Annotated in this window: 21 protein-coding genes; 17 read left to right on the top strand and 4 right to left on the bottom strand. The window is 66.9% G+C overall.

The features are described from left to right. Positions 1-72 precede the first annotated feature (72 nt). From NIBR502772_RS16145 to NIBR502772_RS16125, 5 genes are all read left to right on the top strand, one after another. Entirely contained in the window at positions 73-879 is an 807-nt protein-coding gene (locus NIBR502772_RS16145) for an ABC transporter ATP-binding protein (protein ID WP_141140957.1), read from the top strand. Next, positions 861-2,432, top strand: coding sequence for a transporter (locus tag NIBR502772_RS16140; protein WP_141140956.1), 1,572 nt, complete (start codon positions 861-863; stop codon positions 2,430-2,432). Before NIBR502772_RS16145 ends, NIBR502772_RS16140 begins: the two co-directional genes overlap by 19 nt. 44 nt (positions 2,433-2,476) lie before the next feature. Then, positions 2,477-3,259: a glucosamine-6-phosphate deaminase gene (gene nagB / locus NIBR502772_RS16135; protein ID WP_141140955.1), complete on the top strand. Its 783-nt coding sequence runs from the start codon at positions 2,477-2,479 to the stop codon at positions 3,257-3,259. A 120-nt stretch (positions 3,260-3,379) separates the two neighbouring features. After that, positions 3,380-3,721 carry a DUF3039 domain-containing protein gene (locus NIBR502772_RS16130; RefSeq protein WP_056349372.1) on the top strand — a complete coding sequence of 114 codons (342 nt, stop codon included), beginning with the start codon at positions 3,380-3,382 and terminating at the stop codon, positions 3,719-3,721. Further along, the gene (locus NIBR502772_RS16125) at positions 3,721-5,505 is read left to right on the top strand and encodes a DEAD/DEAH box helicase (RefSeq protein WP_141140954.1); all 1,785 of its coding nucleotides are present in this window, start codon (positions 3,721-3,723) and stop codon (positions 5,503-5,505) included. The genes NIBR502772_RS16130 and NIBR502772_RS16125 overlap by 1 nt, the downstream gene beginning before the upstream one ends. Before the next feature lie 3 nt (positions 5,506-5,508). Here NIBR502772_RS16125 and NIBR502772_RS16120 read toward each other — a convergent pair whose 3' ends face one another. Together NIBR502772_RS16120 and NIBR502772_RS16115 are read right to left on the bottom strand one after the other, a co-directional pair. Beyond that, positions 5,509-6,141: an isochorismatase family protein gene (locus tag NIBR502772_RS16120; protein ID WP_141140953.1), complete on the bottom strand. Its 633-nt coding sequence runs from the start codon at positions 6,139-6,141 to the stop codon at positions 5,509-5,511. Next, positions 6,141-7,469 carry a nicotinate phosphoribosyltransferase gene (locus tag NIBR502772_RS16115; RefSeq protein WP_141140952.1) on the bottom strand — a complete coding sequence of 443 codons (1,329 nt, stop codon included), beginning with the start codon at positions 7,467-7,469 and terminating at the stop codon, positions 6,141-6,143. The genes NIBR502772_RS16120 and NIBR502772_RS16115 overlap by 1 nt, the downstream gene beginning before the upstream one ends. A gap of 110 nt (positions 7,470-7,579) precedes the next feature. Between NIBR502772_RS16115 and clpS the strand changes: the two genes are divergently transcribed. The 7 genes from clpS to NIBR502772_RS16080 all read left to right on the top strand — a co-directional run bounded on the left by clpS (position 7,580) and on the right by NIBR502772_RS16080 (position 12,840). Next, positions 7,580-7,972: an ATP-dependent Clp protease adapter ClpS gene (gene clpS, locus NIBR502772_RS16110; RefSeq protein ID WP_141140951.1), complete on the top strand. Its 393-nt coding sequence runs from the start codon at positions 7,580-7,582 to the stop codon at positions 7,970-7,972. Then, positions 7,965-8,531 (top strand): DUF2017 domain-containing protein, encoded by a 567-nt coding sequence (locus tag NIBR502772_RS16105; RefSeq protein ID WP_141140950.1) that lies wholly within the window; start codon positions 7,965-7,967, stop codon positions 8,529-8,531. The genes clpS and NIBR502772_RS16105 overlap by 8 nt, the downstream gene beginning before the upstream one ends. Positions 8,532-8,600: 69 nt before the next feature. Then, the gene (gene murI, locus NIBR502772_RS16100; RefSeq protein WP_141140949.1) at positions 8,601-9,668 is read left to right on the top strand and encodes a glutamate racemase; all 1,068 of its coding nucleotides are present in this window, start codon (positions 8,601-8,603) and stop codon (positions 9,666-9,668) included. Continuing rightward, complete coding sequence (locus NIBR502772_RS16095) at positions 9,665-10,462, top strand: MBL fold metallo-hydrolase (protein WP_141140948.1); 798 nt, start codon at positions 9,665-9,667, stop codon at positions 10,460-10,462. Before murI ends, NIBR502772_RS16095 begins: the two co-directional genes overlap by 4 nt. Before the next feature lie 101 nt (positions 10,463-10,563). Continuing rightward, a complete protein-coding gene (gene rph, locus NIBR502772_RS16090; protein ID WP_058932038.1) occupies positions 10,564-11,322 on the top strand; it encodes a ribonuclease PH in 759 nt (252 codons plus the stop codon). Positions 11,323-11,348: 26 nt separating this feature from the next. Then, positions 11,349-12,005, top strand: coding sequence for an RdgB/HAM1 family non-canonical purine NTP pyrophosphatase (rdgB, locus tag NIBR502772_RS16085; RefSeq protein ID WP_141140947.1), 657 nt, complete (start codon positions 11,349-11,351; stop codon positions 12,003-12,005). Positions 12,006-12,159: 154 nt separating this feature from the next. Then, positions 12,160-12,840, top strand: coding sequence for a VOC family protein (locus NIBR502772_RS16080; protein WP_141140946.1), 681 nt, complete (start codon positions 12,160-12,162; stop codon positions 12,838-12,840). A 56-nt stretch (positions 12,841-12,896) separates the two neighbouring features. On the opposite strand, the gene NIBR502772_RS16075 is transcribed toward NIBR502772_RS16080, so the two are convergent. Further along, positions 12,897-13,673, bottom strand: coding sequence for a DedA family protein (locus NIBR502772_RS16075; RefSeq protein WP_141142108.1), 777 nt, complete (start codon positions 13,671-13,673; stop codon positions 12,897-12,899). 127 nt (positions 13,674-13,800) lie between these two features. On the opposite strand from NIBR502772_RS16075, the gene NIBR502772_RS16070 reads away from it, so the two are divergent. Both NIBR502772_RS16070 and NIBR502772_RS16065 read left to right on the top strand, forming a co-directional pair. After that, entirely contained in the window at positions 13,801-14,793 is a 993-nt protein-coding gene (locus NIBR502772_RS16070) for an exonuclease domain-containing protein (RefSeq protein ID WP_141140945.1), read from the top strand. A 109-nt stretch (positions 14,794-14,902) separates the two neighbouring features. Further along, positions 14,903-15,421 carry a DUF4395 domain-containing protein gene (locus tag NIBR502772_RS16065; RefSeq protein WP_141140944.1) on the top strand — a complete coding sequence of 173 codons (519 nt, stop codon included), beginning with the start codon at positions 14,903-14,905 and terminating at the stop codon, positions 15,419-15,421. Here the strand turns inward: NIBR502772_RS16065 and NIBR502772_RS16060 are convergent. After that, the gene (locus NIBR502772_RS16060) at positions 15,408-16,490 is read right to left on the bottom strand and encodes an ADP-ribosylglycohydrolase family protein (RefSeq protein ID WP_141140943.1); all 1,083 of its coding nucleotides are present in this window, start codon (positions 16,488-16,490) and stop codon (positions 15,408-15,410) included. The genes NIBR502772_RS16065 and NIBR502772_RS16060 overlap by 14 nt on opposite strands. A 142-nt stretch (positions 16,491-16,632) precedes the next feature. Between NIBR502772_RS16060 and NIBR502772_RS16055 the strand changes: the two genes are divergently transcribed. The 3 genes from NIBR502772_RS16055 (at position 16,633) to NIBR502772_RS16045 (ending at position 21,973) form a co-directional block, all read left to right on the top strand. Then, positions 16,633-17,646, top strand: a complete 1,014-nt coding sequence (locus tag NIBR502772_RS16055) for an MIP/aquaporin family protein (RefSeq protein ID WP_141140942.1) — start codon at positions 16,633-16,635, stop codon at positions 17,644-17,646. A gap of 71 nt (positions 17,647-17,717) precedes the next feature. Further along, complete coding sequence (locus tag NIBR502772_RS16050; RefSeq protein ID WP_141140941.1) at positions 17,718-18,899, top strand: exonuclease SbcCD subunit D; 1,182 nt, start codon at positions 17,718-17,720, stop codon at positions 18,897-18,899. Next, a complete protein-coding gene (locus tag NIBR502772_RS16045; protein ID WP_141140940.1) occupies positions 18,896-21,973 on the top strand; it encodes an AAA family ATPase in 3,078 nt (1,025 codons plus the stop codon). The genes NIBR502772_RS16050 and NIBR502772_RS16045 overlap by 4 nt, the downstream gene beginning before the upstream one ends. Positions 21,974-21,989: the final 16 nt, after the last annotated feature.

The following is a 21,989-nucleotide window of genomic DNA, read 5'->3' as shown; positions in this document are numbered from 1 at the left end:
GGTTCCCTACGCCTTTGGCACTACTCCCGCGGGAGGACCCCCTCGGCAGGGCCCTGGGTCTAGGCTGGCATCATGACTGCTGCGCATCCTGATCCCCACCCCGATCCGGTGGTGCACGCCGGGCCCGTTCCTGCCCTCTCCATCCGCGGCCTCGCCAAGCGTTTCGGCGGAAAAATCGCCGTGGACGGCATCAGCCTCGACGTCCCGGCAGGTTCATTCTTTGGCATCGTGGGCCCCAACGGCGCCGGCAAGACCACCACGCTGTCCATGGCCACCGGCCTGCTGCGGCCCGACTTCGGCACAGCCGTTGTCCATGGGGTGGACGTCTGGGCCCGGCCGCTGGAGGCCAAGAAGCTGATGGGCATCCTCCCTGACGGTGTCCGCCTCTTTGACCGCCTGACCGGCGAACAGCTGGTCACGTACGCGGGGCTGTTGCGTGGCATGGACAAAGACGTGGTGGCCTCCCGCGTGGGGGAGCTGTTGTCTGCCCTGGACCTCTACGAGGACGCCGGGACCCTCGTGGTGGACTATTCGGCCGGCATGACAAAAAAGATCGCCCTCGCCTCCGCCCTGATCCACGCCCCGCGGCTGCTGGTGCTCGATGAACCCTTCGAGTCCGTGGATCCCGTCTCGGCGGCCAACATCCGGTCCATCCTGGACAGTTATGTAGCCTCCGGCGGGACGGTGATCGTCTCGAGCCACGTTATGGACCTGGTCCAGCGCATGTGTGACCACGTCGCCGTGGTGGCGGCCGGCAGGCTCCTCGCCACCGGGACCGTGGACGAAGTCCGGGCGGGCGCAACGCTGGAACAAAGGTTTGTCCAGCTGGTCGGCGGGCGCAACCACACGGAAGGCCTGGAATGGTTGCGCACCTCCTAAGGCTCAAACTGACCCTGCTGCGGAACGGCCTTCGCCGCAGCCCCTGGCAGCTCGTCGGCCTGGCGTTCGGCGGGCTGTACGCGCTTGGCGTCGTGGGGGCACTGGTCGTGGCCCTGGTCCTCTTGCGCCGCGCGGACCCTGAACTGGCGCAGACGGCGGTGGTGCTCGGCGGTTCTGCGGCCCTCCTGGGCTGGGGCATCGTCCCCGTGGCAGCATCCGCTGTGGACCTGACATTGGACCCTGCGCGTTTCACCACCTCCGCCATTCCCATGCGGCAGCTCCTGACGGGGCTGGCCCTTGGCGGGCTGATCGGCATTCCCGGCATCGCTACGGCGCTCGTGGCGCTCGCCACCGTGTGGACCTGGGCCCGTGGCCCCCTTCCGGCCATTGCGGCCCTGGTGGGTGCCGCCGTGGGAGTCCTGAGCTGCATCGTGCTCTCCCGGGTGGTGACCACGGCAACCGCGAGCCTGGCGTCGTCGCGCCGGTTCAAGGATGTCAGCGCCATCGCATTTATGGTCCCGCTGGTCCTGATGGGCCCGATCGTCGCCGGTGTGGGCCGGGGTGTTTCCGCCTCGACGGGTTTCCTGCCGGAGTTGGCCGGCACCTTGTCGTGGACACCGCTTGGTGCCGCGTGGTCCCTCGGTGGTGATGTTGCGGCTGGCCGCCCGGGAGCGGCCGCACTGAAGCTCGTGATCGCCGCTGCATCCCTCGCAGTCCTGTCCTGGTGCTGGAAACTGCTCCTTGAACGGGCCCTGGTCAACCCGCCCTACGCCGGCAGCGGCAGCCGCAAGGGTGGCAAACTGGGGCTGTTCGATCTTCTGCCGGCCACACCGGCCGGGGCAGTAACAGCGCGCGCGCTGACCTACTGGCTGCGCGATCCCCGCTATTCCGGATCCCTGGTGGTGGTCCCGCTGCTCCCCATCCTGCTGGTGTTCCAGGGCAGCCAGTCCGGTGACTACGGAGTACTGGCGGTGGCTGCACCGCTGGCTGCCTTCCTTCTTGCCTGGTCCATCTCAGCGGACGTCTCCTATGACAACACGGCATTCGCACTGCATGTGGCCACGGGCGTCCGCGGTGTGGACGACCGGCTGGGCAGGGCGTTGGCCTGCCTGGCTTTTGCCCTGCCCGTGGTGCTGATCTTTGCAGTGGGCCAGTACTTCTTTACCGGCAGCTGGTCAGAACTGCCCGGCCAGCTGGGCTTGAGCCTGGGCATCCTTTTCACCGGGCTTGGCTTGTCGTCCGTGGTGTCGGCACGCTACACGGTGGCCGTCCCGTTGCCCGGGGACAGCCCGTTCAAGAAGCCCCCGGGCAACGTAGGGCAGACCCTGGTGGTGCAGTTTGCCGGCATGGGCGTCCTGAGCCTGCTGGTCCTGCCCGAAGTGGGCCTGCTCATCGCGCAGCTGGTCACGGGGAATGCCATGTTCGGGTGGGCCAACCTGGCCGTCGGCCTGATGCTGGGACTGGCGCTGTTTGGTGCGGGCATTCGGCTGGGTGGAAAGTGGCTTGATGCCCGCGGACCCGAACTGCTGGCCCAACTGACCGTCAACCGCTGACTCCGTAAAGGACCAGACGTAATGCACCAGAAAGGCGGCCGGACATGGAAGTTGTGATCCTCCAGGGCAGCAAGCTGATCGGACAGCTCGTCGCCGATGCCATCGAGGCCCTGCTCCGGCGCAAGCCCACCGCTGTACTGGGCCTTGCCACCGGGTCATCGCCGCTGCCGGTGTACGACGAGCTGGCAGCGCGCCACCAGCGTGACGGGCTGGACTTCAGCAAGGCCCATGCCTTTGCCCTGGATGAATACGTGGGGCTGGACCATGGTCATCCGGAGTCCTACCGGGAAGTCATCCGGCGGGAATTCACCAGCCGGGTCAACATCGCCGAAGGCAACGTCCATACGCCTGACGGGGCGGCCGCGGACCTGCCTGCGGCCTGTTCCGCCTACGAGGAGGCCATGCGGGTAGCGGGCGGCGTGGACCTGCAGCTCCTGGGCGTGGGTACGGATGGCCACATCGGCTTCAACGAACCCGGTTCCTCGCTCGCATCCCGGACGCGCATCAAAACGCTGATCGAGCAGACGCGCCGGGACAACGCCAGATTCTTTGGCAGCCTGGCAGAGGTGCCGCACCATGTGGTGACCCAGGGGCTGGGCACTATCCTCGAGGCCCGGCACGTTGTCCTCATCGCTACCGGGGCACAGAAGGCACCGGCCGTCCGCGACTTCGTGGAAGGGCCCGTCGCCGCCATCTGCCCGGCCTCGGTCCTCCAGTTCCACCCGCACGCCACCATCCTGGTGGATGAGGCCGCGGCATCGTCGCTGAAGCTCGCCGACTTCTACCGGCACACGTACGATCACAAGCCTGCCTGGCAGGCGCTGTAATTCCGGCCACACACCACGCGGGTGCGTAGCGGCGTTGCGCGGAACGGCCGACGGCGGCGGGTGCGGTGTGTGCAAAACGGTCCTCCCGCCGTCGAACGTCCTCCGTCCCGGGACGCTAAGATGGATGCCATGACTAGCATGACGGACCCTCTCGAAAACGACCCGATGCGTGAGCTTTCCGGGGCTGGAACGTCCACGGCAACCATCGAGCGCGAAGAGCTGCGCCAGGAAGTGGAGCCCGGTGACCGGGAACGCTTCTCGCACTACGTGCGCAAGGAAAAAATCATGGAATCCGCGCTGACGGGTGATCCTGTCATTGCCCTCTGCGGCAAAGTGTGGACGCCGGGCCGGGATCCGCAGAAGTTCCCGGTGTGCCCCATGTGCAAAGAGGTTTATGACGGCCTCCGCCCGGGCAACGACGGCGGCAAGGGTCCCGGAGGGGACTCGGGCAACAACAAGTAGTGACGGAGACGCTCTTTGGCGGCCCCACCCTGCCACCGGCTTATCCGGAACGCGCAGCCTGGGGAACCGCCCAAAAACTCCGTGCCTGGCAGCAGCAAGCACTTGACCTCTACTTCAGGACCGATCCCCGCGACTTCCTGGCCGTAGCAACTCCCGGCGCCGGCAAGACCACCTTCGCGTTGCGCGTGGCCTCCATGCTCATCGAATCAGGGGCGGTCAACCGCGTCACCATCGTGGCACCCACGGACCACCTGAAACGGCAGTGGGCGGACGCCGCTGCCAAGGTGGGCATCGCCATCGACCCCAACTTCAAGAACTCCGACGGCCAGCACGGCCGCGGTTTCGTTGGCGTCGCTGTCACCTACGCGCAGGTGGCCAGCAAACCCATGCTGCACCGCGCCAAAACCGAGGCAGCCCGCACCCTGGTGATCCTTGACGAGATCCACCACGGCGGCGAAGCCCTGTCCTGGGGCGACGGCCTCCGCGAAGCGTTTGACCCTGCGGCACGGCGGCTCTCCCTGACCGGTACGCCGTTCCGCTCCGACACCTCGCCCATCCCGTTCGTTGAATACGCGCAGGACAAGGACGGCATCCGGCGCTCGAAAGCGGACTACACCTACGGCTACGGCAATGCCCTGCGTGACCACGTGGTGCGCCCGGTCATGTTCATGGCCTACTCAGGCCAGATGCGGTGGCGCACCAGCGCCGGCGAGGAAATGGCGGCCTCCCTGGGCGAGTCCGCGGTCACCAAGGACATCACGTCGCAGGCGTGGCGGACGGCGCTGAACCCGGCCGGGGAATGGATTCCCGCTGTCCTGGCGGGGGCGGACAAACGCCTCAGCGAAGTGCGCCGCACGGTTCCGGACGCCGGCGGGCTGGTCATCGCCACGGACCACGAGGATGCCAGGGCCTATGCCGGGCAGCTAAAAAGGATCACCGGCGAATCGCCCACGGTGATCCTTTCCGACGACGCCAAGGCCTCCAGCAAGATCGAGGAATTCACCGTGAGCGAGAAACGGTGGATGGTGGCCGTCCGCATGGTGTCAGAAGGCGTGGACGTGCCCCGGCTCTCCGTCGGCGTCTATGCGACGTCCACCTCGACGCCGCTGTTCTTCGCCCAGGCTGTGGGCCGCTTTGTGCGCGCCCGGAAACGCGGCGAAACGGCCTCGGTCTTCCTGCCGTCCGTGCCGATGCTGATGGCCCTGGCCAACTCGATGGAGGCCGAACGCGACCACGCGCTGGACCGCCCCGAGAAAGAGGACAGCGACGGCCTGTTCAATCCCGAGGACTCGCTGATGGAAGAGGCCAACCGGGAGGACAAGGCGTCCGACAGCCTCACCAAGGGCAAGTTCGAGGCCCTCGACTCACAGGCGTCCTTCGACCGCGTATTGTTCGACGGCGGCGAGTTCGGCACCGGGGGAGAAGTGGGCTCGGAGGACGAACTGGACTTCCTGGGCATCCCCGGACTGCTGGATGCCGAGCAGGTGGGGACGCTGCTGCGGCAGCGCCAGCACGAACAGCTCAACCGCAAGAACCGGCGCGCACCGGCAGCCGAGCCGGCCGCCGCGGCGCCGGCCATACCGGACCACCGGATGCTGATGGACCTGCGCAACGAACTGGCCAAGAACGTGGCGGCCTGGTCGGCGCGGACCGGAACCCCGCACGGCGTGGTGCACACGAAGCTGCGGACCGTCTGCGGCGGCCCTCCAGTGGCGCAGGCGAACGAGGAACAGCTTCAGTCCAGGCTGCGCAAGCTCCAGGACTGGTTCATCGGCCGGAAGTAAGGCTCAGGCGACTTCGACGCCGCCCAGCTCCATTTCGGCCACAGCGTCCTCCAGGTCCTCGGCGATGCCGGCGGTGAGTGAGCGGATGACCGTGACGGAGTAGCCTGCCTGGACCGCGTCCAGCGAGGTGGCCATCACGCAGTAGTCCGTGGCGATCCCCACCACTACAACGTCCTCCACGTCGTGGCTTTGCAGCCAGTCGTCCAGTCCGATGGCGTTGTCCGCGGGTGCGTAGGCTTCTGCGTCAGCGGGCATGGCGCCCGGCTGGCGTTCCCCGGTGGGGACGGCATCCTCAGGTGCCAGCAGGCCCTCAAAGCCGGAGTACGCCGCGGCGAACTGTCCCTTCTGGAAGTAGGCCTGGATGTATTCGCTGTCCAGGTCCGGATGGAGTTCTGCGCCGCGAGTGCCGGCCACGCAGTGCCGCGGCCAGCTGTCCTTGTGATCGGGAGTGTCGGAAAAATGCGCGCCGGGATCGATGTGCCAGTCCTGGGTGGCAACGATGTGGTCAAACTCGAGGTGGTGGGCATCAACGTATTCGCTGATGGCTGCTGCTACGTCCGCCCCGCCGGCCACGGCAAGGGAGCCGCCCTCGCAGAAGTCGTTCTGGACGTCAACGATGATCAGGGCGCGGGACATCAGTTCTCCTCGTAGATGGTGGGGATGGCAGGCTCGCCGCGCTGCAGGCGGTTGACGACGCCGGGCAGTTCGGCCATGGTGTCCGCGTGCCGTTGGCGGGCGCGGACCACACCCTCGTGTCCGGTCCAGCCCGGCAGCACCTCGCCGTTCTTCATAAACTGCTGAAGCAGCGGCCGGTCGTTGCCGTCGTCTTCGGGGCGGTGGCCGATGCCCACAATCTCCTGGGTGGCCATCCCCCGCTCGTTGAGCTTGCGCAGCGCGTACTTCCGGCCGCCCATGCTGGTTTTGTTCTTGGCGGTCTTCGCCACGGAGACGAAATTGCCGGCGTCGTCGGTGCGGCTGACGAGCTTGTAGACCATGCTCGCTGTGGGTGCACCGGAACCGGTGACCAGCGAGGTGCCCACACCGTAGGAATCCACCGGGGCGGACTGCAGCGCGGCGATGGCGAACTCGTCCAGGTCCGAGGTGACCACGATCTTGGTGTTCACGTTGCCGAGCTCGTCCAGGAGGCGCCGGACCCACTGGGCCTGGGCCACGAGGTCGCCGGAGTCCAGCCGGACGCCCCCCAGTTTGGGCCCCGCCAACTCGACGGCGGCACGCACCGCTGCTTCGACGTCGTACGTGTCCACGAGCAGCGAGGTGCCGGGTCCGAGGGAGGCGATCTGCGCCTCAAAGGCTTCGCGCTCGGTGTCGTGGAGGAGCGTGAAGGAGTGCGCGGCGGTCCCTACCGTTTTGATTCCGTACCGGAAGCCGGCCTCGAGGTTGGAGGTGCTGGCGAACCCGGCAATGACGGCGGCGCGGGCTGCCGCGACTGCCGATTCCTCGTGCGTGCGCCGGGATCCCATTTCGATGCAGGGCCGGTTGCCGGCCGCGGTGATCATGCGGGACGCGGCGGAGGCGATGGCACTGTCATGGTTCAGGACCGAGAGCAGGTAGGTCTCCAGCATGCAGGCTTCGGCAAACGTTGATTCGACAATCAGGATGGGGGAGTTGGGGAAGTACGCCTCGCCTTCCGGGTAGCCCCAGATGTCACCGGAAAAGCGGTAGCTCGCCAGGTAGTCCAGGGTGTCCTGGTTGACCACGCCGGTCCGCCCCAGGAAGTCCAGCTCGGCTTCACCGAACCGGAAGTCGGCGATGCCCTCCAGCAGGCGGCCCGTTCCCGCCACAATCCCGTACCGCCGGCCGTCCGGCAGGCGCCGGGCAAAAGCCTCGAAGACCGACCTGCGGTGTGCGGCGCCCGAGTGCAGGGACGCCTGCAGCATGGTCAGCTCGTAGTGGTCTGTGTAAAAGGACGTGCGGGGATGGTCCCAGCTGGCGGAGGTACTCACAAAATTTACTCTAGTCCCCACCGGCTCCCCCGTCTCGCTTCGCTTCGCCGCGGGGCCCTCGCCGCGGGGCCCTCGCCAGCGTGGGCCCATGCTCCCCATAGAATGGACAGATGACCTTAAGCGTTGCGCTCGGCCCCGATACACAGGAGGGCACCCGGACCGGGACAGAGGCGTCCACCGACTCCCTGACCGCCCCGGACATCCCTTGGAACCTGGTGATCTGGAACGATCCCGTCAACCTGATGAGTTACGTCAGCTACGTCTTCCAAAGCTACTTCGGCTACACCGAGTCCAAAGCCAACAAGCTGATGATGGAAGTCCACAAAAAGGGCCGGTCCATCGTTGCCCACGGCAGCAAGGAACAGGTTGAGCGGCATGCCGTGGCCATGCACGGCTTCGGCCTCTGGGCCACGGTGGAGAGGGCCTCCGGCGGGAATGGTGGAAGCTCCAAAAACTCAGGAAAATCCGGAGGGTCCGGGCAGGGCAAGGGGAAACGTGGCTAAGGCATTCAAATACGGGCTCAAGGGCATCACCGGGTTCCTGGAACCCGCCGAACGGGAACTGCTCCGCAGCCTGATCGATGACGTCATCTCCATGCTCCAGCCGGCCGAACACACCAGCCAGGATCCGCTGGCCGCCCTGATCGGACTGGATATGGACGTCCAGGAACCGACGGACCGTGCCGTTAAGCGGTTGCTGCCCAACGTGATGAAGAACGACGACGGCGCGTCCCTGGAGTTCCGCCAGCTCACCGAGCGCTCGCTGCGGGAAACCAAGATCGGCGCGCTGCGCGCCGCCGCGCTGGACCTGGACAGGGACGAAGTGGTCCTCACCGCCGAAGGGGCAAGGTTTTGGTCCATGGCCCTGAACGATGTGCGCCTGGTGCTGGCGGAACGCCTGGATATCCGGGATGAAGAGGACGCCGAACACGTGCACCTGATGCAGGACTGGTCCCAGGCCGAGGACGTGGAAAGTTACCTCGCCCTGGTGTACAACTTCACCACGTGGCTGCAGGAATCACTGGTCCAGGCGATGCTCCAGTCCCTGGACTCACGGGCCTGAACTGCTGTCCTGTTCCGGGATTCGACCGCCAATGTGACAAATTTGACATGAGTCGGGCGCCACAATGTGATGGCTGCGGCCCCGGGGAAGACCTATCCTCGAATAATCATGACTACAGCCTCGAGCATGGATCCGTCAGGCGCAGCCGCATCGGACTCCCCAGCCAGCAGCACCACGGCCCAGGTGGGTTCCCGCCCCATCGGCATCTTTGATTCCGGTGTCGGCGGACTGACCGTGGCGCGGTCCATCATCGACCAGCTCCCCAACGAGTCCATCCTCTATGTGGGGGATACCGCCAACGGGCCCTACGGGCCATTGCCCATTGCCGAAGTCCGCGCCAACGCCCTGGGCGTGATGGACGAACTGGTGGACTCCGGCGTCAAGCTGCTGACCATTGCCTGCAACTCGGCGTCGGCCGCTGTCCTGAGGGACGCCCGTGAGCGGTACACGGCGAAATACGGCATCCCTGTCATCGAGGTGATCCAGCCGGCCGTCCGGCGGGCTGTCGCTGCCACCCGCAGCGGGCGTATCGGCGTCATCGGAACCTCCGCCACCGTTGGTTCACGGGCTTACGAAGACACGTTCGCCGCCGCGCCGGACCTGGCGATCACGTCCGTGGCCTGCCCCGAGTTCGTAAGCTACGTGGAGGCCGGGATCACCACCGGACCCGCCCTGCTGGCTATTGCCGAAGAGTACCTGGCGCCGCTGAAGGCGGCAGGCGTGGACACCGTGGTGCTGGGCTGCACGCACTATCCGCTGCTGACCGGCGTCATCTCGTTCGTGATGGGCGACGCCGTGACGCTCGTGTCCAGCGCGGAGGAAACGGCGAAGGACGTGTACCGGGCCCTCGTCACCCACGACCTTCAGCGCACTGCTGTAGCACCGCCGGAACACCACTTCATCGCCACCGGTGACGCCGGCCAGTTCGAAACGCTGGCCCGCCGTTTCCTGGGGCCGGAGGTCCTGTCCGTCCGGCACGTGGACCATGTGGCGGCCCAGTACCCCACCGGCAGCCTGGCGCGGATCACGCCCGAGATGATCGCGGCTGCGCAGACCGCCAGCGCCCGGCAGTCGTCGTCGGGACCTCGGACTTCGAACTTTGTGGGCGCCCACCGGGCCGGAGGACCTGCCCTGTGAAGCTCACCATCGTCGGCTGCACCGGCTCGTTTCCCGGCCCGAGCTCCCCGGCGTCCTGCTACCTCCTGACCGCCAGCGACGGCGAGCGGACGTGGAAGATCGTGATGGACCTTGGCAGCGGAGCCCTGGGCGCCATCCAGCGCTACACGGACCTTGAGGACATCGACGCGATCTTCCTCACCCACCTGCACCCGGACCACTGCATGGACTTGTGCGGCCTGCACGTGGCCGTCCGCTGGAAGCCCGGCGGCTGGGGGCGCGGCAGGATTCCAGTGTGGGGCCCCGCCGCGACGGCGGACCGGATGGCCACCGCCTACGGCCTGGAACTCGATCCGGGGATGCACGAGGAATTCGACTTCACGAACTGGACCGAACGGGAATCCGTCACGGTGGGGCCGTTCACGGTGACGCCGTTCGCGGTGAACCACCCCGTGGAAGAGGCCTACGCCCTGCGGGTGGAAGTGACCGAACCGGACAAGCAGGGCAACGATGTCAGCCGGATCCTGACGTATTCCGGGGACACCGATTCCTGCGCCGGGCTGGAGGAAGCGGCAAAGGACGCTGACCTGTTCCTGTGCGAGGCCGCCTTTGAGGAAGGCCGCGACGACGACATCAAGGATGTCCACCTGACCGGAAAGCGTGCCGGCGAGGCCGCGGAGAGCGCGGGCGCACGCCGGCTGTTGCTCACGCACATCCCCGTCTGGACATCGCCCACTACCGTTATGGCCGAAGCGCGCCCGGTGTTCGGCGGCGACGTGGCCGTTGCCGTGGCCGGTGTGCACTACACCGTCTAAGCCGGTTCCCTCGTCTGCTCATGGCCGGCCGGGTCAGCTGGGCCGCCTCGTCCACTGAACGCCCGGCGGGACGGCTCGCCGTGAGTCGATAAGCTAAAGGTATGACTTCTGAAGCAACCGCAGTGCCCGTAGTGCGCGCCGATGGCCGCGCCCCCGACCAGCTCCGCCCCATCAGCATCACCCGCGGATGGTCCAAGCAGGCCGAGGGATCGGCCCTCATCGAGTTCGGCAACACCAGGGTCCTGTGCACGGCGTCTCTGACGGCGGGCGTGCCGCGCTGGCTCAAGGGCGAAGGCCGCGGCTGGGTCACGGCGGAGTACGCCATGCTTCCCCGGGCCACGAACACCCGTTCCGACCGCGAATCTGTCAAGGGGAAAATCGGCGGGCGGACCCACGAGATTTCCCGGCTGATCGGACGCTCGCTGCGTTCCATCATTGACACCAAGGCCCTGGGCGAAAACACGATCGTCCTGGACTGCGATGTCCTCCAGGCCGACGGCGGAACCCGCACCGCGGCCATCACCGGCGCCTACGTGGCGCTGGCCGACGCCATCCGTTTCGCCCGCGACAACAAGCTGATCGCCAAGAACGCCCAGCCCCTGATCGACACGATCGCTGCCGTTTCGGTGGGCATCATCGACGGGGTGCCAATGCTGGACCTGCCCTACGTTGAGGACGTCCGCGCCGAAACCGACATGAACGTGGTGGTCACCGGATCCGGGAAGTTCGTGGAAGTCCAGGGCACCGCAGAGGGTGCTCCCTTCGACCGGGACGAGCTGAACCAGCTGCTGGACCTGGCCCTCCTGGGCACCACCGCCCTGGCGGCGATCCAGCGCGAAACCCTCGCCGACGCTCTGTGAACACCAGCGCAGGGAACCCGAACGCCGTGAACGCTGAATCCGGTAGCGCGCCCGTACCGCGCCTCGTCCTGGCCACGCACAACAAGGGCAAGCTCAGGGAGCTCCGGGAGCTGCTGCGCGGACAGGTCCCCGGGCTCGACGTCGACACGCAGCTGGTGGACGCCGCGGCGGTGGGTGCGCCAGACGTCGTCGAAACCGGCGTGACGTTCGCTGAAAACTCGCTGTTGAAGGCGCGGGCCGTTGCGGAGGCCACTGGGCTCGTGGCCATCGCCGACGATTCGGGGCTGGCCGTGGACGTACTGGGCGGGGCGCCTGGAATCTTTTCCGCGCGCTGGTCCGGCCGGCACGGTGACGATGCCGCCAACCTGAAGCTTCTGCTGGACCAACTCTCCGATGTCCCTGACGGGCACCGTGGAGCCGCGTTTGTCTGCGCTGCGGCCCTGGCTGTCCCGGGACCGGGCGCTGGGAGCCGCGACGTGGTGGAGTACGGCCAGCTTGAGGGGACCCTCCTGCGCGAACCCCGCGGCAATGGCGGCTTCGGCTACGACCCCGTGCTGCAACCGGCCGGCGAGGACCGCAGCTGTGCTGAATTGTCAGAGGCGGAAAAGAACGCGATCAGCCACCGGGCGAAGGCCTTCCGGGCACTCCTGCCGGCCATTGTCGAGGCACTCGCCGGCCCGTGACCGTACGGGAGATTTGTCCAGATATCGCGACCAAATGAGGCTCGAACGGGCGATATCTGGACAAAAACGCCTGGGGAGACATTCGTCATTTCCGCCGGCATTCCCCGCAGGGCCGCGGAGGCAGCATTTTGGGGCGGGCCGATACAATGTTGCTGTGAACGCGCGCATAGATCACTTGGTCATCGCCGCAGATTCGCTCGAACAGGGCGTCGCCTGGTGCGAGGCCACATTCGGCGTTCAGCCCTCCGGTGGAGGCAAACACGCCTTGATGGGCACGCACAATCGAGTGTTGGACATCAGCACGGTGCGCTTCCCGCAGTGCTATCTGGAGATCATCGCGATTGACCCTGAAGCGCCGGCCCCGAGTCGGCCGCGTTGGTTCGGGCTGGACCAGCCAACGTTGCGCGAGGCGGTGCGCCAATGTCCCCTACTGGTGCACGCAGTCGCGCGGACGGACATGATGGAAATGCTGCGGCAGCGCCTGGTCAACGTCGACCTCGACCCCGGCGTACCACTGGCAGCGCAGCGCGATACGCCGCAGGGCCTGTTGAAGTGGCGCATTACAGTACGCGACGATGGCCGCACCCAATGCGCTGGCGCGTTGCCGACTTTGATCGAATGGACGGGAGCACATCCCTGTGATCACCTCCCGCCGACGCCCTTGGCGTTGCAGGAGCTGGTATTGCATGGGGTGCCGCAGGAGGCGCTTGACGTGTTGAAGCTGCCAGAAGTGCGAGCGACCCCCATGGGGCTTGCCCACGCCGCGCCGCTCAGCGCCACACTGAACTCGCCGCGCGGCACCGTGATAATCGATGCCTGGCACGCCGAGGACTGAACCGTCGGCGGGCAACGGAGTGGCCGGGGAGTAGTGACAGGCTGCGCGGTGAGGGCTCAGTGGTCCCGGTGGGTCTTCCGCTCGGCCTCGGGTTCGTGTTCCTCAATGAATTCCTCGACGGCGTCCGTGCCGAACTTGGCAGCCTGGCGCTTGGCCGAGAATCCGCGGAGTACTTCGATGCCGATCGGAATCACGGAAACCAGCACGATGACGATGAAGATGATGTCCAGGTTCTCCCGGACCCACGGGACCCTGTCACCCAGTAAGTAGCCCAACAATGTGACACCACTGCCCCACAGGACCGCGCCGATCACGTTGAAGAGGAAGAACTTCTTCTTGTCCATCTGGGCCACGCCAACGATTACGGGCACGAAGGTCCGGATGATCGGCACGAAGCGGGCGAGGATCAGTGCCTTGCCGCCGTGCTTTTCGAAGAAAGCGTGTGCGTTCTCCACGTTTTCGCGCTTGAAGAGGCGGGAGTTCGGCTTATTGAAGATGGCGGGGCCGGCCTTGGAACCGATCAGGTAGCCGGTTTGGTTGCCGATGATGGCGGATATGGTGATCAGGAGCGCCAGGAGCCAGACATTGAAGTGGATGGTGTCCGTTGCAACCAGCAGCCCCGCCGTGAACAGCATCGAATCGCCGGGAAGGAAGAATCCCACCAGCAGGCCCGTTTCGGCGAAGACAATTCCGCAGACGAGCAGCACCACCCAGGGCGCAAGTGCTGGATCGGCCAAGAAAATCTGGGGGTTCAGCCAGTCGGGCAGGAAGGATGCCAGCTGGGGCTGGACCGGTCCTGCACCACCCAGCATGGGCACGGCAAGGTCGCTGATCGCAAGAAAGTTCACCTACTCAGGGTACTTGACGCACTCTCGCTGCCCGGCGTCGGACGGGTGATTTCCACGACAGGGCCGCCCCGGTGACACCGGAACGGGCCTGTCCGGCGGTAAAGTATGGGCCGTGGGTTTGGACTTTACGGCGATCGACTTCGAGACGGCCAATGGCTTCCGGGGTTCACCATGCGCGGTTGGCCTGACGAAAGTGCGCGGCGGGCGCGTGGTGGATGAGGCGTCGTGGCTGATGCGGCCTCCGGTCAACCACGACCACTTCGAGTACCACAACGTCAGGGTTCACGGCATAAAGGCCACGGACGTGGCTGGCCGCCCGCGCTTCGGTGAACTGTTCCCGGAGATTGGCGCCTTCATCGGGGACGACATCCTGGCGGCGCACAACGCGGCCTTTGACCTGGGAGTGATCCGGTCAGGGCTTGAGGTCTCCGGCCTGCCCGGCCCTGCCTACGACTACGTCTGCACCGTGATGCTGGCCCGGCGCTGCTACGCACTGGTCTCCAATTCCTTGCCGTTCGCCGCGGAGGAAGCCGGCGTGCCGCTGGTCAACCACCACGACGCCGCAGAAGACGCCCGCGCCTGCGCCGGCATCCTGATCGACATCGCGGCCCGGAACAACGCCAACAGCATTGCCGAGCTCTACCTGTCGCTGGGCCTGGTCCTGCCGCATCAGGAGGCGTTTGACCCTGCGCGCGACGTCCTGTCCAAAGCCAGCCTTACCGCCCTTGCCGGCGCCGCTGGCGGAAACAGCGCCACGCTGGTGCGCCCGTTCCTGTCCGGATGGCCGGAGGAGGGCGACAACCCCGTCCCCAACGCCGACGCCGAACCCTCCCACCCGCTGTACGGCCAGACCGTCGTCTTCACCGGCGAGCTCTCCATGGCCCGGCCGGAAGCGAAGGTGCGTTCGGCCGAGCTGGGTGCCCGGCCGGAAAGCCGGGTAACCGCCCGCACCACGGTGCTGGTGGTGGGTGACGGTTTTGTGGCCGCGGACCTGCGGTCCGGCAGGCTGACCGGCAAGGCCCGGCGAGTCCTGGAGCTCCACGATCGCGGCCAGCCCATCGAAGTACTCTCCGAAGGCGAGTTCCTGCAGATGGTGGGCGGCTGAGCCGCACGCCTTGTCTGCATGCGGTGATTCCGGCTGCACGGATCCGGCCCGGTGTTCATCCGGCGCAACAAATCTTCCCTGCGGCGTGCCCGGCTCCTAGCCTTGCAGGATGAGCAAACTATCGGACGGCCAAACAACCGGAATCAACTGGTCCGCCGTGTTCGCCTTTCCCAACCCCGTCAATGAATACGCGGCCCGGATCACAGCCGGCCTGGTGGTGCTCCTCGCGGGCGCCACACTGCTGAGCGGGTCCGTTTGGGGACTCGTGCTGATCGCCGCGGGCTTCTGGCTGCGGGTGCTCTTCGGCCCACGGATTTCGCCGCTGGCCCTGCTCTCCGTCAAGGTCCTGGCTCCCCGTCTGGGCCGCGTTCGCCTGGTTCCCGGACCGCCCAAGCGTTTTGCCCAGGGCATGGGAGCGGCGGTGTCCACGACGGCGCTGATCCTGTTCCTTGCCGGTGCCGCACCTGCAGCCTGGATTGCGCTCGCGGTACTCATCGCGGCTGCGTCGCTGGAGGCCTTCGCCGGATTCTGCCTGGGCTGCGTTATCTTCGGAGTGCTGCAGCGCCGGGGCCTGATCCCGGAGGACATCTGCGAGGCCTGCAACAACGTCGCGCTCAAGCGGTTGTAACGCCCGCCAGCAGATCGGCCATGCCGCGGATGACGTCCGGCCCTTCAAGGGCGTCGAGCCATTCCGGGGGCAGGCACTCTTCGCCGTAGTAGGCACCCAGGATGTTTCCGGCGATGGATCCCGTGGAATCGCTGGCGCCGCTGTGGTTGACGGCCAGCGCCAGGGCTGCCCGGAAATGGTCTTGCGGCGACAGTGTGGAGTCCGCGCCCGGCGCTGTGGCCAGGACAGCATAAAGCCCGACGGCGAACGCCTCCTCCGCGACCCAGCCCTCGCCGAGCTGCCGAACCAGTTCCTCCGGCGACAGGACGCCTGTTCCCGCACAGCGGATGGCCGTTTCAAGCCGCTCGGGAAGTTCCGCCGCCAGATCCTTCAGGCCACGCACTTCGGTCAGGACCGACGCCGCCGCGTCCGCCAGGGTATCACCGGCCACCAGGCGGTGGATCAGCAGGCTGAAACTGCCGGCACTTTGCCGTGCGGACGGATGGCCGTGCGTCAGGGAGGCGGCGTCGGCACTCAACTTATAGACGGCGTCGGACGCTATGAAGGGAATCAGGCCGAACGGGGCCGACCTCATCACTGTTCCGCGATCCTTCGAGTCCGAGTTCACGGGCCGGTAGACGGTTCCCATTTCACCCGTGGCCAGTCCGCTGATGCACGTTTCTTCCGGGGCGCGGCGGTGCCTCAGCACCTCGTTCCCATCGATCCACCGCGGCGGCTGCGCCGGCGCCTGCGGCGGCACAGACTCACCCTGGGTGTCCAGCCAGCGGAGGTAGGCCAGCCACACGCAGGCGTTCGCATCGGCGCCCACGCCGTCATTGGCCCATTCGAGCACCTCCACCAGCCCGTCCACGGTATACAGCGTCAGCTGCGTGTCGTCCGAAAAGTGGCTGCCGCCGTCGAGCGCTGCCAGGTCCGTCAGGCCCGCGGGGCCGAAGCGCTGGCGAATGGCCTCGATCGGGTCGAACGCCACCGCGTACCCCAGCGAGTCTCCCAGGGCGCCGCCCAGGAGGCAGCCGTGGATGCGGGACTTCAGCGGGGGCGCGGCAACGGCGTCCGGTTCAATGCTCATGACAGCAAATTTACCGTGGGGCGAAGGTGGAACGCGCCGGGGCGCCACGCCGTCCGTCCACTAAGCTCGGACTCAGCCAACGCCCAGAATCCCTTGGCAGAATGCAAAGGCACCAAACCCCAACGATAAGGATTGCCCCACCATGACTACGCCTGTGCCCGTCCACCGTGATCCCGCCCCCGGGCTGACTGCCGGAAGCGGTGGCGAAATCCGGCACGGGCTGGTGTCCAGGCTGTCTGCGGAAGCCTTTGGCAGCCTTTTCATCGTGGTGGCTGGGCTGGGCGTGCCGCTGTTCTCCATCCCGCAGTCCAGCCCGCTGCCGGCCGCGCTCGCAGCAGGTCTCGCGGTGACCGCGGCCATGCTTGCCTTCGGCTACGTTTCCGGCGGACACTTCAACCCGGCAGTGACCGTTGGCCACGCCGTCGCCGGCCGGATCCGGCTCGGTGACGCCGCCGCTTACATCGGCGCGCAGCTGGTGGGTGCACTTCTCGGCGCCCTCGCACTCTTTGGCATCCTTCGGACCCTGCCGGGCATCCAGGACAGCCGCACGGCGTTCGACACTGTGACCGCCGGATTCGGCGAACATTCCATCATCCAGGCGCCCCTCGCCGGTGTGCTCCTGCTGGAAGTACTCGGGGCCGCCATCCTGGTTGCAGTCTTCCTGGGCACCACCGCACGCAACAACATCAACAAAACGGCAGCCGCCGTAGCCGTGGGCCTCGCCTTCGCCGTTCTGCTGCAGCTGGGCCTGTCCGTGGGCAACGCGCCGTTCAACCCCGCACGCGCCACGGCCTCGGCCGTCTTCAGCTCCAGCTGGTCCCTTGAGCAGCTGTGGCTTTTCTGGGTTGCTCCCTTGGCGGGCGCAGCCATCGCCGGGCTGGTCTTCCGGGGGTTCGCCGAGCCGGTTGCTGCCGTTACTGCTTCGGCCGCTGGATCAGCTGCTGACGGGTCAGTATATGACGGCAGTGAGGCCGACGACGTTGAGGATTTCGACGACGACGAGGACACCGACGTCGATGGCGGCGTCGCCGACGAGTCCGCTGCGGTGCCCGCCAAGGCACCTGCTCCGGCCAAGCCCGCACCGGCTCATGCCGCCGCGGACGAGCCGGACAGCCGCGACGAGGCCCAGGAATTCTTCGACGGAAAGCGCGGCTAGCTGGCCTGACTGGGCAACGGCCTGTTGCGGCGGTTTCCTAAACTGTCGGTGGCAGCCGCTAGCGTAAGAATATGCGGTTATTGCACACATCGGACTGGCACTTGGGCAGGTCCTTCCACGGCGTCGGGATGCTGGACGCCCAGCGGTCATTCGTTGATCAGCTCGTCAGCGCTGTCACCGGAAATGCGGTCGACGTCGTCCTGATCGCCGGTGATGTCTACGACCGCGCCCTGCCCGGCGTCGACGTCGTGGGGCTGTTGGACGATGCCCTGGTGCGGCTCACGGCGGCCGGCGCCACAGTGGTGCTGACATCCGGCAACCACGACTCCGCCATCCGGCTGGGCTTCGCCTCCCGGCTGCTGGAACGTGGCGGCGTCCACTTGCGGACCCGGCTGGCGGACCTTGACCAGCCCGTCGTCCTGCCCCTTGAGACGGGTGACGGCGGGACGCCCGGTGCCGTCCTGGCCATCTATGGAATCCCCTGGCTGGAACCGCGCCTCGTCGCCGAACAACTCGGTGCAGAAACAGCCAGCCACTTCGAAGTCACCCGCGCCGCCACTGACCGCATCCGGGCAGACCTCGCGGAGCGCAGCGCAGCGGGAACCGTCCATTCGGTGGTCCTCGCCCACACGTTCGCCAGCGGAGGGATCAGCTCAGACAGCGAACGGGACCTCAGTATCGGGGGAATCGGAGCCGTGCCCCTGGACCTCTTCGACGGATTCAGCTACACCGCGCTGGGTCACCTGCACGGCCGCCAGACCCTGTCGCCGCAGGTCAGGTACTCGGGGTCGCCCCTGGCCTACTCGTTCTCCGAAGCCAAGCACACCAAGGGAGGCTGGCTGATCGACGTCGGCCCGGACGGGGTGACCGGCGTATCGGAACTGTCGTGGGAAGCCCCGCGGAAGCTGGCCGTGCTCCGCGGCGATATCTCGGAGCTCCTGGAGTCCGCGGAACATTCCTGGGCCGAAGGGGCGTACTGCCAGATCACCCTCACGGATGAGCAGCGGCCGCCGCAGGCCATGGAGCGGCTGCGGGCCCGTTTTCCGGACACGCTGGTCCTCGGCTTTGATCCGCAGGGCGGCGCCGTCAAGGCGTCCAAGAGTTACAGCAGCCGGCTCGCCGAAGCCCAGGATGATCTCTCGCTCTGCTGCGGATTCCTCGATCATGTGCGGGGGCGGGACGCGGACGACGCCGAGCGGTCGGCCATCGCCGCGGCGCTGGATAACGTACGCCTGACGGAGGCATCGCTATGAGGATCCACCGCCTTGCCATCTCCGCCTTCGGGCCCTTTGCGGGTACCGAGGAAATCGACTTCGACAGGTTGAGCGCACACGGACTCTTCCTCCTTAACGGGCCTACGGGGGCAGGGAAGACCAGCGTGCTGGACGCCGTCTGCTTTGCGCTGTACGGATCCGTGCCCGGGGCGCGCCAGGATGGTAAGCGCCTGCGCAGCGATCATGCCGAGCCGTCGCTCGAACCGGCGGTAACCTGCGAGTTTTCCGCCCAGGGCCGCCACTTCGAAGTCACCAGGTCGCCGGCCTGGGATAAACCCAGTGCTCGGGGGAAGAACGGCTTCACCACACAGCAGGCCAAAACCCTCCTCCGGGAACGCATCAGCGGAACGTGGACTGAGCGATCCGGACGCAATGACGAAGCCGGCGCTGAAATCACCGCCCTGCTGGGAATGGACCGGGAACAGTTCACGCGCGTGGTGATGCTGCCGCAGGGCGATTTTGCCGCCTTCCTGCGGTCCAAGGCAGCCGATCGCCTGGAACTGCTGCAGAAGCTCTTCGGCACCCAGCGGTTCGAGGCCCTGGAACAGGAATTGGCGGCGCAGGCACAGGCCGCGCGGAACGATGTTGCCCGGCTGAACGCGGAGCTTGAGCTGCTGGCGGCGCGGGCGGAAGCCGAGGCCGCTGCGCTGGCCATTGACGATTCCGTAGCTCCTCCCCAGGAGGAATCTTCTGCCCGGATCGAATGGCTGCAGGAATCAGTGGCTCACCGCGCTGGGGAACTGGCTGCCGCGGCGGAGGCCGCAGCAGCTGTCAGCAGGCACACCTCCGGCCGGCTGGAGAGCGAGTCCGCGCGGCGGGAACGGCACCGCAAACTGGCAGCCGCCGAGGCCCGGAAAGCAGCCGCAGAGGCAACCCTGCCGTCACTGGAGGTCCATGCCGCCCGCCTCGAACAGCACCGCCGCGCCGAGGTGCTCTCGGGCCAGCTGCAAGCAGTCCAGTCCAGCCAGACCCAGGTCCGGCACGCGGCGGGAGCCATGGAATCCGCCATCACACTGCTGCGCATGGCGGCGGATGAAGACCCCGAACTGGACCAGCTGGACCTTGGCGCCTTGGATGCGGACCACTCCGATGGCGGGCTCTCCGCTGCGGGGGCCCTTGACATCGACGGTGAGCTGAGCCGTCTCCGGTCCCTGCTGGCCGTGGTGGAGGCCAGGCTGCCGGACGAAGAACGCCTCCATTCGCTCGTTGCCACGCGTGCCGCACTCAGCACGAAGCAGAAGGAACTCACCCAAAAGGACATTGACCTGGGCGTTTCGCTGCAGGCCCTCCGCACGGAGCAGGAAACCCTGACGGCACGCCTGGAGCCGTTGGCGGAACTGGCCTCAGCCGCGATCATGCATGCCAAGGAAGCCGCTGCGGCCGAGGAACTTCTTGACGTTGTCCGGCGCTACGCGGCTGCCCGTTCGGCGCAGGCGCTCGCCACCGAGCGCCACTCGGCGTCCCGGGAGATCCAGCTCGAGAAGAAACTCCGCTGGCTGGACCTGCGCGAGGAAAGACTCGCCAACGCCGCCGCCGAACTCGCCGCCCAGCTGGCCGAGGGGGAAGCCTGCCCGGTTTGCGGCAGTGCGGACCACCCGGCTCCCGCGGAGGCTGCGGCGTCAGCGCTGGGCCTCAGCCAGGCCGAGGAAGCCGCCCAGCACGACCATGAGTCTGCGGAGAAAGACCTGGCAGCGCGGGCCCGTGAGTTGGGCGACGCGAACCAGTTGATGGCCGTTCTTGAAGGCCAGGGCGGGGACACCCCCGAAGAGGAAGCGCTTGCGGCGTTCGAGACAGCCCGCACTGCCGCCGGAGAGTCGCAGCTGGCGGTGAAAAACCTCGCTGACCTCCGGCAGCAGCTTGAGGCAGCCGAAACCAGATTTACCGCAGCGGATTCCGCTAGGCACAGAGCGGCATCCGAACTCGCGCAGGTCGCCGTTGAATTGTCGGGGCTGGTGGACCAGCTGGCGTCGCTTGACGAGGCGCTCTCCGCCCTGCGTGGCGGCCACCGCAGCCTCACACACCGGCTGCGGTCGCTGCAGGACGCTGCTGCCACACTGGAGAAGGCCGTGGAGGCCCAGGCCTTGCTCAGCAGGGCCAGGTCCAGGGCCGAGGAAGCGCGGATCCAGCTTGACCTGGCGTTGCCGGAGGCTGGTTTCAGTTCTGACGTTGAAGCCCGGGCTCAGCTGCTGTCGGCCACCGACGCCGACGCCCTGCTGGCTGAGGTCCGGGCAGGCCACGACCAACAGGCGCGGATTGCCGAGCTGTTCGCATCCGAGGATCTGCTGCTGGCACGGACGGAAGCCGCAGCCCATCCCGCGGTGGATGAAGCCCTCATTGCGGAGCTGCAAACCGCCGCGGAGCAGGCCGGGCAGGAGGCACGCGCCGCCGATCTTGCCGCCGGTATGGCCGTGCGCTGTGTGGAATCGCTGGCCGCTGTCCGCAATGACTACGAACGGCTTGCCGGTTCCGGGCGGGTTCCGCGGGAACGCGCCCGGCTGCTGACAGCCCTTGCTGATACCGCCGCAGGCCGAGGAGACAACACGTACCGCATGAGCCTGAACAGCTACGTCCTCGCGGCACGGCTTGAACAGGTGGCGTTGGCTGCTTCCGAACGCCTGGTGGCCATGAGCGATGGCCGCTACCTGCTCCAGCATTCAGACGCCAAGGCCGCGCGGGGCGCGAAATCCGGGTTGGGCCTTGAAGTCGTGGACCTGTGGACCGGGCACCGCCGGGATACTTCCACCCTTTCCGGCGGCGAGTCCTTTATGGCGTCCCTCTCACTCGCCCTGGGGTTGGCAGATGTTGTGCAGCAGGAGTCCGGCGGCATCCAGATCGAGACGCTCTTTGTGGACGAGGGTTTCGGCAGCCTCGACGAACAATCCCTGGAACAGGTGATGGATGCCCTCGAAGGCCTTCGCGACGGCGGGCGCGTTGTGGGTCTCGTCAGTCATGTGGGGGAAATGAAACAGCGTATCGGAACCCAGCTCCAGGTCCTCAAGGGCCGGAACGGTTCCACGCTCCGCATTTCCGACGCCGCCGAAGCGCTGGTGTGACGGCGGCCATGCCGGG

It is taken from the genome of Pseudarthrobacter sp. NIBRBAC000502772 (assembly GCF_006517235.1).
Lineage (GTDB): Bacteria > Actinomycetota > Actinomycetes > Actinomycetales > Micrococcaceae > Arthrobacter.
This window is presented reverse-complemented; position numbering and strand designations above follow the sequence as displayed.